Raw genomic sequence first — 13,763 nt, forward strand, 5'->3', positions numbered from 1 at the left:
CGAAGCGCCACGACCTTGACATTAATCCAAACGAAGTTTGGAAATCAAGAGAGCACCACTACGTTGATTTTTCAAAATAGTAAACAAATTTGGGGTAGAAATGAGCGACTCCTACCCCGTTTCGACCAGCATAAAGTGCCAGAAACTATCAATAATCGCCATAGTGAATACACAGTCACAGTGAAACTAACCGTTGTTAACTAACGCAATAATGACAATAAATCGTCCGCATTACCTTGCCATTGACTCTTGGCACTACCCGCTAAAATACTGTCAGCTAAGCTTTGTTTATGCTGCTGCATTTCTTGAATTTTCTCTTCAACTGTACCTTGGGCAATCAACTTATAAACAAACACAGGATTTAGCTGCCCTATGCGGTGCGCTCTATCAGTTGCTTGCTTTTCAGCTGCTGGGTTCCACCAAGGATCAAAGTGGATCACAGTATCTGCAGCGGTTAAGTTAAGCCCTGTTCCGCCAGCTTTTAAACTGATCAAAAATACGGGTACTTCACCTTCTTGGAATGCATCAATTTCAACCTGACGATTACGGGTTTGCCCAGTGAGCTTACTGTAACTAATCCCCATATTGATAAATTCTTGCTCGATAAGCGCAAGCATCCCAGTAAACTGACTGAATATGAGGATTTTACGCCCCTCTTCCACCATTTCAGGTACGTTTTCAGTTAGCCAAGTTAGTTTGGCATTATTCTCAACATGTTGAGCTTGTTCGAGTTTCACTAAGCGTGGATCACAACAAGCTTGGCGTAGCTTAAGTAATGCATCTAAAAATTCAATATGACTACTTGAAACACCTTGTTTAGCAAACAGTTCACGCAGCTTTTTCTCCATCACTAAACGGATACTTTCATATAAATTACGTTGGTCTTTTTCAAGCTCAAGCGTTTGCACAATGATGGTTTTTTCAGGCAGTTCCGACATCACTTCAATCTTAGTACGGCGTAATAAGAAAGGCGCAATACGATTAAGCAAAATCGCTGATTTTTCAGTGTCAGCTTGCTTTTCAATCGGTCCTCTAAACTCTTTGTTAAAGTAGGCGTGCTGACCTAAAAGCCCGGGTAAACAAAAGTCCATTAACGACTTTAATTCACCTAAATGGTTTTCAAGCGGCGTACCCGAAAGGCATAATCTGAATTGGCCTTTAAAGGTTTTCAGCGCTTGAGTCACTTTTGCTTGGGCATTTTTGATTTGCTGCGCTTCATCTAAAATGATGTGCTCAAAGCTGTATTCACTGTAAACCATTTCATCGCGCAAAATTAATGGATATGTGGTCACAATGACATCAAAATCTTCAATTTTATCTAACAGTGCTTGGCGTTTGTTGCCATGTACCACCAGCACTTTTAAATCTGGGGTAAATTTCTGTGCTTCTTTATACCAATTACCGACAAGGCTGGTAGGACAAACAATCAGGCTGGGTCTGGTTTTCCCTGAGGTCGATCTTGCTGGAGTATTTAAGCTGGTACTCGCTGCAGATGCTTTCATCTGTTTTGCTTTTAACAAAAATGCTAGTGTTTGAAGCGTCTTACCTAAGCCCATATCATCGGCAAGGATCCCGCCTAATTGGTACTCTTTCAGGAAACAAAGCCAATCATAGCCTTGTTTTTGATAATCACGTAACGTGGCATTTAAGCCTGTTGGTAACTCAACAGCTTGAATACCTTTGAACTCTGACAATTTAGTCGCAAGGTGCCTGACGCGCTCACCGTTTAATAAACGGATATCACTTTCAGATAACTCATTGAGTAAGTCAGCACGATTTCGTGGCACTTCTAATAAGTCGCCGCCGCCTCGTTGAAACAGTTCTTGGATTACCGAAATCAAAGGTTTAATGGTTTTGGCTTTTATCTTCACAAATCGGCCATTTGGCCCTGGTAGGATAAGTTCTTGCTCATCATCAGGCTCGCCATTTTGCTGTAGCCAACGAGCAACTAAACTCAATAAAGGCACGCTTTGGCCTTCGATATCCGCATTCAGTGATAATGAGAACCAACCACTGTCTTCATCGTCATCTAAATCGACTTCGATGTCTGCATCAATAATGTTGAGATCAAACTCAGGAGCAAACTCAACTTCATAACCTAAGTCTTCTAAGGTCATGATCCCAAACGTGGTTAATTGCGCCCATTCGTTCACCATTTCAGGCATCAAACCTAGACTATAAAAACAGGCTGAATGATTGGTATAAGTTAATAAACTATTATCAATGGCTTGTAACTGCAGGCTTTGTAAACATGCTATTGCTTGTGCTTCACCTTCTAGTTCTCGATGAATTTGATATTGCACCTTACCTTGTTTAATTAAGCTGATTTTCTCACGACTCACTTTACCTGCAATCGCAATATCACCATAAGCAAACTCAAGTTGTAATACTGGTTGAAGCACCGCGCTGTCATTGAGCTGCACCATGGTAAAGGTTAATTTTACCTTTAATGGATCTTCAATCTCATGAAACTCTATCTCACTGGGAACAGGCACACTTTTAGGCGAGAAATGACGTAGCATTTTGTCGCTGATCGAGTCGACCTTATCCAGCGGCACTGGCGGCATTTGTTGTAATAGCTTGAGCTTTTCAACAGTTAAATCCGTTGCAACTGCACCAATTTTTAAATAGTCCAAATCAACGAACATCGGCGGACAAGTGGCAATAAATTCCCAGTTGTCTAATTCAGGCATGCTCATACTAATTTGCGTATGACGTGCATCAGTTTCTTGCCAAACAAAATCGGGAGCTACGGGATGTGTTATTGCTAATGGTGTGCGACTCTCTTCCCAAAAACATGTGCCTAATTCCAGCATTTTGTTCAATGCTAATGCACAAATTTCACCTTCTAGATAAATCTTTGAGGCACTTTTTGAAGAAGATAATAACAAGCTGATTATCTGGCTATCTTCAGGGTTAATCCACCAAGGAAGATGATACTTAACATCGTTTAAGGCGACTTTACTGCCTTTGTTGTATTGGCCTTTCTTATTCAATTTGCTGCGCTTGAAGTCAACAAAAATGCCATGATGATCGCTAGATAAAGAGAAGATGATACGATCTTTCTCTTCGTCCTCTTCTTCGACTGGATTAATAAGATCTTGTTTTTCTAACTGCATTAACCACTGACTTAAGCGTTGCTCTTCAACTGGTTTTTTGTCAATTAGGGCTAAGAGTGCTGCTGCAACATGCTTACAGTTGCTTGCAACAGGACAAGAGCAATGAGATTTCATCACAATTTTATGGTTCACGTTAACCAAGGTTATATCTTGTCGATAAGGCTCAATCGCAGAGCCCACCACGTAAGATTCAATATTATGATTCTCTTGGCTTGCATGTACTTCAAGTACACGCCCTTCAATTAGATAGTTCTGTGCTTTTTGAAGTTGAGCAGAAGAAAATAACTTAGCAATAAGGTCTAAGCTAATTTTAATTGGAAGATTAAATAATTTGGCCGACATGCACTATTCCATACAAGCTGTAGCAAGAAAAATTGGCTACACAACAACGAACGTAACCATCCATTGTATGGAAGAAGATGGCAAAATTCTACTGTATTCGGCCATCTTCAAAAAAAACCATCACCCTTGCAATAAATACTCTTCAGCAGTTTCTATTGCACGGGGTTTTCCCACTAACATAATGATATCTTTACGTTGAAATACCCAATCCTCAGGCGGAGGACTAATTTCCTCTCCTTTTCGCCTTACAGCGCGTATTTCAGCCCCTAACTCAGACCATGGAATAGCCGTCAACGTCTTACCTACCGCGTTAGAACCTGTATCTAAAGACACCGCATGCAATAACTCAAGGGTGAAGTCGGTTTCTGCCCCAGTAAAAAAGCCGTGCAGATATTGATAATGATTGCGTCGTTCTGATTCAAGACGCTTAATAATTCGCGGCAAAGGTACACCACATTTATAAAGTACCTGTGACACAAGCATCAAACTGCCTTCTAGTTTTTCGGGGATAACTTGTGTTGCGCCCATTTCCTTTAAGCTATCAAGCTCCGCATCATCTGTGGTGCGGACAAGAATTTTAGTCTCTGGGGCAAGCTTTCTCGACAATGCTAAACAATCTTCAACTTGCCTTGATTCGCCAAAGGTAATCACCACCATACTGGCGCGGCGAATACCAATTTGTTTTAGCAGACCCATTTTACAAGCATCACCGAAGAATACGGGCTCACCAGCAAGTTTGGCTTCGGACACACGTTTAGGATCTAAATCTAACACCACAAAAGGCACAGCCTCTGTTTTTAAAAAGCGGGCAATGGTTTGGCCCACACGGCCATAACCTAAGATCAATACCAAATCGCCGTCTTCTGGTGGTGGTAATTGAAACTCATCTTCTATTGTCGATTTTTTTGATGTTTTACCTTCAATCTTTTGCGCAATAATAAGGCTATTTCTGACAAGCCATGGCGCTATCGACATTGAAAGCACCGCAACCATGACAAATATCGTGCTCATCTGAGTTTCAAGCAGTTCATAATTAACCGCTAGCGCCAGCACGACAAAACTAAATTCGCCTACTTGTGCAAGGCTGATAGCTGTACTTAACGCGACTTTAAATTGCTCACCACCCAGTTTAAGGATCCCAAACACCACTATGGTTTTAGTTAATAACACCGCGATTAGGATCAATAATATTTGCCACCAAAATTCAGCGACAATTGAGAAATCAAGTAGCATACCAATGGAAATAAAGAACAGACCCATTAACAAGTCACGAAACGGTCTTATATCGGCTTCAAGTTGACGGCGATATTGGCTTTCACCTAATAGCATGCCAGCAATAAATGCCCCAAGCGCCATTGATAACCCAAGCCACTGAGTAAACGCACCCGTCACTAATACAACAACCAAGGTTGAAAGAACAAACAACTCATTTGAGCGAGAGCGTGCAACTTCATCAAATATGCGCGGTAGGATCCACTTACCAAAAGACATTAAACCAATAAACGCTAAGATCCCTGTCAGCATTCCCCATGCAATTTCAAGAAAGCCTATCGGCTCGCCGTTGGTTGATAATAGCGGTAATACAATCAATAAAGGCACGACGGCAATGTCTTGAAACAACAGCACACTGACCGATAGCTCGCCATGCCGTCTTCGCATCCAGCCTTGCTCATTGACTAGCTTAAGGACAATTGCAGTTGAAGAGAGTGCCACTGCAGAACCAATCACCACAGCTGAAATCATGTTTTGCCCAAATAGCAAAGCCACTAACCCTGCAATGAGTGCAGTAAAAGTCACTTGCGCACTACCTAAACCGAATACTGTGCGCCGCATTGACCAAAGTTTAGGTACCGAAAACTCAAGCCCTAAACTGAACATCAGTAATACTACTCCAAGCTCAGCCACAGAGTGCATTTGTTGTTGAGTAAACCAATGAAAACCACTAGGGCCGCTCACAACACCTGTCAGTAAATAAGCAAGAATAGGCGGCAATCCAAATCGTCGAAGTATTGAAATTGCCACAATAGCAATCACCAACATTGAGAGAATATGGATAAAAATGCTGTGCTCCATAAATACGTGTTCTCCGAGTCAAAAAACCAACGATTAAAGAAACAGTCTATTAACAAAGTAATTCATTAACAATAACTATATGAAAATAAGGTATAAAAAATAGTAGGCGCACTTTTTGCATTAGTTATACAAGTTAATAACAAACGGTTCACCACTTTTTGCAGGAAGCAATCATTGAATGAGGTACTAACAATGGATTACGCAATTGCTTCACAGCCATATCCAGAACAAAACTGGGGTAAATCAGCGTCTTATACAAAATATAACAGCGCTAACTCAGAACGTAATTTGATGAATATCCTGCAGCAAATGCATTCGAGTTTAGACCCTAGAACAGTGTTTGCCAGCTACGGCAAAACGCTCGGCCAACTATTGCCGATCCAAGGGTTGCAACTTAATCAACAGCTCAAACTTAACTGGGGACGCTGTCATGGTTTAAACCAACAACGTGTTATCAGTGGGTTTGGTGAGCCATACAGCATTAAATATTATCTAACAGCGCCGTTAACACCGAGCCAAACACTGCAATTAAACGAACTTGAATCTTTGTTTTCTCAGCCATTTTTTAATGCGATTAAATTTGATCAAATGTCTAATAAAGCCATGTTTGATGCGTTGACCGGTTTAGGCAATCGTTACTACTATCGCCAAACCATTAAAAATGCATTGGCGAGAGCTAATCGTAACCAAGGTGATATTGCTTTGTTAGTTTTAGACTTAGACAATTTTAAAAGTCTAAATGATAAACACGGTCACAAGTTAGGTGACACGGTATTGTCTGAATTTGCGGAATTAATCAATGAAGCCATTCGCAATACCGACCAAGCGTTCCGCATTGGTGGTGATGAATTTATTATTATAGCTCAAGGAAATGAACTCGAAATGACACCTTTGTGTCAACGCATTATTGCAGCAATGGCTGAGCACCCATTAATGCACGCTTTTAATGTTCAGTGCAGCATTGGTGTGACGGATTCGACCGTTTCAAATGTGCAAGATAAGTTATATGAAGCCGCTGATAAAGCACTATATAGTGCGAAAGCTGCTGGAAGAAATTGCTTTAAAATGAGCAACAAAAACCTTTAACTGGATATGCGAATTAGTATATCCAGTAGTTAAGAGGCTTTATTAAACTAAGTGCATTGGTTTTATCGTTGAGATATTAAGACGTAAAAACAAATCCCAATGTTTGCTGCTTGGCTAAATAACGCTTATCGACCCAAAGTCCCACTGCTGCAACAAGATTATCGTTATAGAAAACCAGTGGAATTTGACTTCTGATCCAAGGCGGCACGGCAAGTTCTTGCCATATTTTTTTAAGCTCACGTCCTTTATCTCTAAAGTGAGGCTGACAACGTGTACTGCCTTTAGCGCCGAATACCACACTCACTTGTTCACCATTAGGCAGCCTTAACCGCACTCCATCTGTTACAACATTCACCTTCAAACGATTAATGCCAGCTTCAGTGCTTATTAGCTCAGAGCTCGGTAACTCAGAGCTCTGTAACTCAAAAAAAGCACCCGAAATTAGCTCTGACTGAGGCTTATTAACAAAATTGACCAGTTTATCTGTAATCAGCTTCTGCTCTTTCGCCAACTCAGTCAGCTTAATTGCAGAAACAATATAAGCTTTACCTGCAAAACGCTTTATTGAATAGTCGCCACAATGCACATCGACTTTGGCATCATCAGCGGCATATAGCACTTGTTCTAGTACTTGCTCCAGCTGAGACTGGGATGGCAAATTAAACCCTTGAGATTGAATGTAGCCCCGAAGTAATAAGCTTTGCCATTGAGTCGATTGCTCTCGCAACTCTAGTAATTTAAAAGCGGAATAGTGACCAGCGCCTGAATCATCAATAAATGCCGGTAAGCGATTATTCACTTCTTGCTCGATAACTTGTTGCTGCTGAGCACACAAGTTAGCACTTCTTGAAGCGGTGACTGCAATGCTTGGCCAACGTTGTTTCAAACGTGGAATAATATCTTGGCGTAAGAAGTTTCGATCAAATTGCTCGTCTTGATTACTTTCATCTTCAATGTGTTTAAGCTCCACAGATGCAGCAAATGACTCAATTTGCCCTTTTGAGACATCCAGCAATGGCCTAACAATCCAGCTGTGTTGATTAAAAGACTGAATGCCCCCCATAGCAGCTAAGCCTTTAGGCCCTTGCCCACGTTTTAACGCTAATAACAGTGTTTCAAGTTGGTCGTCTTGATGATGAGCTGTAAGTAATATATCGGAAGGATTAAGATACTTTTTAAACACGTTGTAACGTGCTTCTCTCGCTATTGCCTCTAAACTTTTACGCGGCGCTTTAGTTAAATTAACCCGTTCAATTTGAATAGGTAATTGATACTTGGTAGCTTGAGAAATACAGTGTTCAACCCAAGTATCTGCATTAGCACTTAAGCCATGATGTACATGAACTAATAGACAAGGAATATGAGGATTTTTCTGCGCAAACAAACTTAACCCATACGCTAAGCATTCCGAATCAACACCGCCACTGTAAGCTAATACTAACTTCGCTGATTGATTGTTCAAGGCTTGGGCAGTCACAGGCTCAGTTGCTATAGCCTGTGTTTGCATTAAAGGTAAGGTATAACGCTCAAGAGCCTGACAAATATCATTCACTGTCATCTTAGTTAATTCCATAAGTAGCAGGCTCAAAGACATGGTTCATTAAGCAATAATCATCATTGAACATATTAATCAGTTAAAAAACAATTTTCACATTTTTAGAGCCAACTAAGCTTTCAATGGCTAACATCAGTTCATCAGTTGGATTCACCCGCCATTCATCACCTAGGGTTAACTGCCCCGCCGCTTCTTGCTGCTGATAATGAATAATCACCGGTACACTGCCATTTTTCCATGGTGATAATGCCTGCTCGAACTGCTCTAGCCAAGCTTGATTGATATCATCAGCGGTAATATTAATTTCTACCGCATTAGCAAAGTGACTGCGAGCCTCGCCTATTTCGATGATATTTCGGGCGGTCATACGATTACCGCCAGCAAAATCATCAAAGCTAACTTCACCCTCACAAATCAGAATCTTATCTTTTTCTAAAAGGTGGTTAAATTTTTCAAATGCTTCAGTAAATAGCATAACCTCTAAACGCGCACTTTTATCATCTAAGGTGACTAAGCCCATTTTTGAGCCACGTTTAGTAATCATCACTCGGGTAGCAATCACTAACCCTGCCGCTTTCATGGTTTTGCCGCGATCAGTTGGGTGAACATCTTTTAAACGACCTGAAGTGTATTGCTTTAACTCTTTTAAATACTGGTTGATTGGATGACCAGTTAGATATAATCCTAACGTATCTCGCTCACCTTCTAACCATATCTTGTCAGGCCAAGTTGCACATTGCACAAAGTTTTGTTTGTTGTCTTCAGGCTCTGAATTTAATAAGCCAAACATATCGTTTTGGCCAATGGCTTCAGCTTTAGCATGTTGTGCTGCGGCTAAAATCGCTTCTGGCAAGGTGGCCATCATCGAGGCACGATGTGGGCCTAAGTTATCTAATGCGCCGGCGCAAATAAGCTTTTCAATCACACGCTTATTAAGCTTTTTAAGATCAATACGTGCACAGAAGTCAAATAAATCGGTAAAAGGTCCATCTTTACGCGCGTTGAGAATGGACTCTACAGGACCATCACCCACACCTTTAATCGCACCAATACCATAAACAATATTAAGGTCATCATCGACGGTAAACTTAAACAGGCCTTTATTCACATCAGGTGGAATAAGCGGTAGCCCCATTCGTTCACATTCATCGACTAAGATAACAATTTTATCTGTGTTATCCATATCTGCAGACATTACCGCAGCCATAAATTCAGCAGGGTAATGGGTTTTGAGCCATAGGGTTTGATATGACACTAAAGCATAGGCTGCTGAGTGAGATTTGTTAAAACCGTAACCTGCGAATTTTTCAACCAAATCGAAAATTTTCATCGATAAGGGGCCGTCTACACCGTTGTTGATCGCCCCTTCTTCGAAGGTGCCACGCTGTTTAGCCATTTCTTCTGGTTTTTTCTTACCCATTGCACGACGAAGCATATCTGCTCCACCAAGGGTGTAACCAGCAAGTACCTGTGCAATTTGCATTACTTGTTCTTGATACAAAATAATGCCGTAGGTCGGTTCTAACAGCTCTTTTAATGACTCATGCTGATATTCAGCATCAGGGTATGACACCTCTTCACGGCCATGCTTACGTTCAATAAAGTTATCTACCATACCCGATTGCAGTGGGCCTGGACGGAAAAGTGCAACCAGTGCAATCATGTCTTCAAAACAATCGGGCTGAAGACGCTTAATCAAATCTTTCATTCCGCGTGATTCTAATTGGAATACCGCGGTAGTTTCGTAACGTTGCAATAATCTGAATGATTTAGGATCGGTTAAGCTAATAGATTCAATTCTTACCGGATCTTCACCCACTTTTTCTAGGCGTGGATTAATCATTTGCAGTGCCCAGTCAATAATCGTTAGGGTTCTTAATCCCAAGAAATCGAATTTTACTAAGCCTGCAGTTTCAACATCATTCTTATCGAACTGGGTTACTGGGTTTAAACCTTCAGCATCGCAATATAGTGGTGAAAAGTCTGTGATGACGGTTGGCGAGATAACAACACCACCGGCATGTTTACCCGCATTACGTGTCACGCCCTCTAAGCGGCGACACATATCAATCAGCTCACGAACATCTTCATCTGCGCTATAAGCTTCAGGAAGCGATGGCTCTACCTCAAACGCTTTTGTCAGTGTCATCCCTGGTTCAGCTGGGATCATTTTCGTGAGGCGCTCAACAAAACCATATGGATGACCGAGCGCACGACCAACATCTCGTACAACCGCTTTTGCAGCCATGGTGCCGAAGGTAATAATCTGCGATACAGCGTCACGACCATATAGTTCGGCTACGTGATCAATGACTTCATCACGACGATCCATACAGAAATCAACGTCGAAATCAGGCATTGAGACACGTTCAGGGTTTAAGAAACGCTCGAACAGTAAATCATATTCTAGTGGATCTAGGTCGGTAATTTTAAGCGCATAAGCCACCAGTGAACCCGCACCAGAACCACGGCCAGGTCCAACGGGGATATCATTATCTTTACCCCATTGAATGAACTCCATTACGATCAAGAAGTAACCAGGGAATCCCATCTGGTTAATAACTTTAAGTTCGACATCAAGGCGTTCATCGTACTCTGGACGTTTTTCTATTCGCTCTTGTTCGTCTGGAAACAAAAACTCAAGTCGTTCCTCTAATCCCTTCTCTGAAATATCAACGAGGAAATCCTCAATAGATAAGTCACCTGTTGGAAAGTTAGGTAAGAAATACTCATTTAGACGAATCGTCACGTTACAGCGTTTAGCTATTTCCACAGTATTGGCAATTGCCGACGGGATATCAGCAAATAGTTCGCACATTTCTTCTTCTGTGCGCAAATATTGTTGTTCACTGTATTTTTTAGGGCGGCGAGGATCGGCTAAGGTGAAGCCGTCATGAATGGCGACCCTAATTTCATGGGACTCAAAATCATCGGCCTTCAAAAACACAACTTGATTGGTTGCGACGACTGGCAAATCATTTTCTGAGGCGAGTTTAACCGCCATATGTAAATAGCGTTCTTCGTCAGGACGTCCTGTTCGAATGAGCTCTAGAAAATATCGATTTTCGAAATGGGTTTTATAAAACTCGACCAACTCAGTCACTTGAGTTGTATTATCTTTTAATAGCGCCTTACCGACATCGCCCTCTTTCGCCCCTGAAATTAATAAAATACCTTTATTAAATTTGACCAACCACTCTTGGTCAATTACAACGCGACCATTTATCTGACCACGTAAGTAGGCTTCACTGATCAACTGAGTCAAACTCTGATAGCCATCATTATCTAAGGCAATGATGGTTAGTGCGCAAAAGTCGTCATCAAAACCTGGCACTTTCATCCAAAAATCGGCACCGACAATCGGTTTGATGCCCGCGCCATGACAACCACCGTAGAATTTAACTAAACCACAAAAATTATTTTGGTCGGTTATGGCTAAAGCCCCCATTCCAAGCTCTGAAGCTTTAGCGAGAATAGGTTTAACTTTTGCCACGCCATCAGACATGGAAAAATCACTGTGAACACGAAGGTGGACGAAACGAGGATCGGACATAGATTATAATATCTTTGGAATGCTTAATTAAAAGGAAAAAACCGCTGACCAGATTAGCAAACTAACCCAGTTTATAATAGTGAATTATCAATATTGCGATGTCGAGATTGATTTTTAAATGAGCTGAAAAACATTTACTCTATCCATCTGTATTAATTAGAGTAACAGCTCATCCGACTTATATTAAACGTAGATATTTGGTTGAGAATTAACTTTTATTTAAAAGCGCCATCACTGGTTTAAAGCTCTTACGATGCTCATCTAAAACCCCGTGGGCCTCAAGTGCTTCAAAGTGAGCTTTTGTTGGGTAACCTTTATGATTGGCAAATCCATATTGAGGATAACGCGCATCAAGCTCAGTCATTTCTTTGTCTCGAGTTACTTTAGCAATAATTGATGCTGCACTGATAGCTGCAACGAGTCCATCACCTTTGATGATTGCGTGACTTTGAATGCCAAAGTCTGGAGAACGATTACCATCAACCAATACACGCTCTGGAGTAATTGATAACCCCGCAACTGCACGTTGCATTGCTAACATGGTTGCATGGAGAATATTTATCTCATCAATTTCAGCTGGTGTTGCTCGCCCTATGCTAATCGCTAAGGCTTTATCCATGATTTCGGTAAATAAAATGTCGCGGCGTTTCTCAGACAGTTTTTTCGAGTCATTTAATCCAGTAATCGGATTGTTAGGATCTAATATAACTGCAGCGGTAACAACGTCCCCTACTAGTGGGCCACGACCGACTTCATCCACACCAGCAACTACACCACGGCTAATGTATTCAACTTGTTCAGGTGTAATGCCTTTTATCACCGCAGGAATTCTACTCATGACACTTTCTCTTGTGATGGGTTATTATTTTGGATAATGGTTCGTTAGTGCTCGTTTATCACTTTAATTACTGCGTCGGCAGCTCGGTCACTCGCATTACAACGAAGTGTTAGGTGCATCTTTTCAAACTCTGCTTTCAAAGGTGCAAAATCGATATTCAATTGTTCAATTACTGCTGCGGCAATATTATGTTCATTACATTCGTCTTGGACAACTTCCGGAATTAAAGCGCGATCGGCTAATAAATTGGGTAGCGAATAATGTTCAAGGCTCATCAGTCTTTTAGCGATACTATATGTCAGCCCATTCACGCGATAAGACATGACTGTCGGACGTTTAACTAGCATAGCTTCTAAAGCTGCAGTACCTGATGCTAATAATATTGCATCTGATGCTGCCATTACTTCACGAGACTGCCCTTCAATCAATTCGATTTCTAAGTCAGGAGCAAACTCTTTAAGCGCGGCAACAAATTGTTCTCTGCGAGCTTGATTAACTAATGGCGTGACAAACTTTATATCTGGATATTTCTGTTTAACGATGACAATCGCCTTGATAAAAGGCTCTGCAAGCTGTTTAAGCTCACTACCACGAGAACCTGGCAATACCGCTAGGTACTCAGCGTGAGGATCTAATCCGAGTAATTTGCGTGCAGCAAGTTTGTCACTTTCCATTGGAATATCATCAGCCAATGTATGACCAACAAAAGTGCAAGGCACTTGGTACTTATCGTAAAATGCTTTTTCAAAAGGCAGTAGCGACAATACCATGTTAGTGGCTTTCGCTATTTTAAAGATTCGTTTTGGACGCCAAGCCCACACAGATGGACTGACATAATGAACAGTTTTAATACCTTTATTCTTAAGCTTTAACTCAAGACCGATATTAAAATCAGGTGCATCGATACCAATAAAACAGTCAGGTTTCGCTTGGCATATTTCTTCAATTAGCGTTGCCCTAACCTTGAGTAATCTTGGTAATCGCCCTAGGACTTCAACAATCCCCATCACAGCAAGCTCTTCATAAGAAAAAAAGCTTTCAAAGCCTAATGCTTCCATCTGCGGGCCGCCAATGCCGATAAATCGGGCATCTGGATATTGTTTTTGCAAAGATTTAATTAATCCTGCACCTAAAATATCGCCGGAGATTTCTCCGGCGACCATTGCAAATATACGAGGGGTATTATTTGTCATTGTG

The 13,763-nt window shown here is 41.3% G+C and carries 8 protein-coding genes; 2 read left to right on the forward strand and 6 right to left on the reverse strand.

All coding sequences use genetic code 11. From position 1 onward, the window contains the following. Window positions 1-204, forward strand: a 204-nt coding sequence (locus AB4153_RS00005; RefSeq protein ID WP_371995898.1) for a hypothetical protein, incomplete at its 5' end; no start/stop codon positions are given. Here the strand turns inward: AB4153_RS00005 and AB4153_RS00010 are convergent. Continuing rightward, on the reverse strand, window positions 201-3,461 hold the full coding sequence (locus AB4153_RS00010; protein ID WP_371995899.1) for an SNF2-related protein: 3,261 nt from the start codon (window positions 3,459-3,461) through the stop codon (window positions 201-203). The genes AB4153_RS00005 and AB4153_RS00010 overlap by 4 nt on opposite strands. Before the next feature lie 120 nt (window positions 3,462-3,581). Beyond that, complete coding sequence (locus tag AB4153_RS00015; protein WP_229367432.1) at window positions 3,582-5,534, reverse strand: monovalent cation:proton antiporter family protein; 1,953 nt, start codon at window positions 5,532-5,534, stop codon at window positions 3,582-3,584. Between the two features lie 192 nt (window positions 5,535-5,726). On the opposite strand from AB4153_RS00015, the gene AB4153_RS00020 reads away from it, so the two are divergent. Beyond that, window positions 5,727-6,620, forward strand: coding sequence for a GGDEF domain-containing protein (locus AB4153_RS00020; protein WP_102527898.1), 894 nt, complete (start codon window positions 5,727-5,729; stop codon window positions 6,618-6,620). 76 nt (window positions 6,621-6,696) lie between these two features. Here AB4153_RS00020 and tilS read toward each other — a convergent pair whose 3' ends face one another. From tilS to lpxB, 4 genes are all read right to left on the reverse strand, one after another. Beyond that, on the reverse strand, window positions 6,697-8,178 hold the full coding sequence (gene tilS / locus AB4153_RS00025; RefSeq protein WP_371995900.1) for a tRNA lysidine(34) synthetase TilS: 1,482 nt from the start codon (window positions 8,176-8,178) through the stop codon (window positions 6,697-6,699). A 76-nt stretch (window positions 8,179-8,254) separates the two neighbouring features. Then, on the reverse strand, window positions 8,255-11,728 hold the full coding sequence (dnaE, locus tag AB4153_RS00030) for a DNA polymerase III subunit alpha (protein ID WP_371995901.1): 3,474 nt from the start codon (window positions 11,726-11,728) through the stop codon (window positions 8,255-8,257). Window positions 11,729-11,936: 208 nt separating this feature from the next. Continuing rightward, on the reverse strand, window positions 11,937-12,566 hold the full coding sequence (gene rnhB / locus AB4153_RS00035; protein WP_102527895.1) for a ribonuclease HII: 630 nt from the start codon (window positions 12,564-12,566) through the stop codon (window positions 11,937-11,939). A gap of 44 nt (window positions 12,567-12,610) precedes the next feature. Next, window positions 12,611-13,759 (reverse strand): lipid-A-disaccharide synthase, encoded by a 1,149-nt coding sequence (lpxB, locus tag AB4153_RS00040; RefSeq protein ID WP_102527894.1) that lies wholly within the window; start codon window positions 13,757-13,759, stop codon window positions 12,611-12,613. Between the last annotated feature and the right edge of the window lie 4 nt (window positions 13,760-13,763).

The sequence above is a fragment of the Shewanella sp. 10N.286.52.E4 genome, assembly GCF_041468785.1.
In the GTDB taxonomy this organism is placed as follows: domain Bacteria; phylum Pseudomonadota; class Gammaproteobacteria; order Enterobacterales; family Shewanellaceae; genus Shewanella; species Shewanella electrodiphila.

What these genes read in the sequence shown, in the direction of transcription:
- rnhB (WP_102527895.1), bottom strand. Translation starts at nt 12,566, where the DNA reads ATGAGTAGAATTCCTGCGGTGATAAAAGGCATTACACCTGAACAAGTT.
- lpxB (WP_102527894.1), bottom strand. Translation starts at nt 13,759, where the DNA reads ATGACAAATAATACCCCTCGTATATTTGCAATGGTCGCCGGAGAAATC.
- AB4153_RS00015 (WP_229367432.1), bottom strand. Translation starts at nt 5,534, where the DNA reads ATGGAGCACAGCATTTTTATCCATATTCTCTCAATGTTGGTGATTGCT.
- tilS (WP_371995900.1), bottom strand. Translation starts at nt 8,178, where the DNA reads ATGACAGTGAATGATATTTGTCAGGCTCTTGAGCGTTATACCTTACCT.
- AB4153_RS00010 (WP_371995899.1), bottom strand. Translation starts at nt 3,461, where the DNA reads ATGTCGGCCAAATTATTTAATCTTCCAATTAAAATTAGCTTAGACCTT.
- AB4153_RS00020 (WP_102527898.1), top strand. Translation starts at nt 5,727, where the DNA reads ATGGATTACGCAATTGCTTCACAGCCATATCCAGAACAAAACTGGGGT.
- dnaE (WP_371995901.1), bottom strand. Translation starts at nt 11,728, where the DNA reads ATGTCCGATCCTCGTTTCGTCCACCTTCGTGTTCACAGTGATTTTTCC.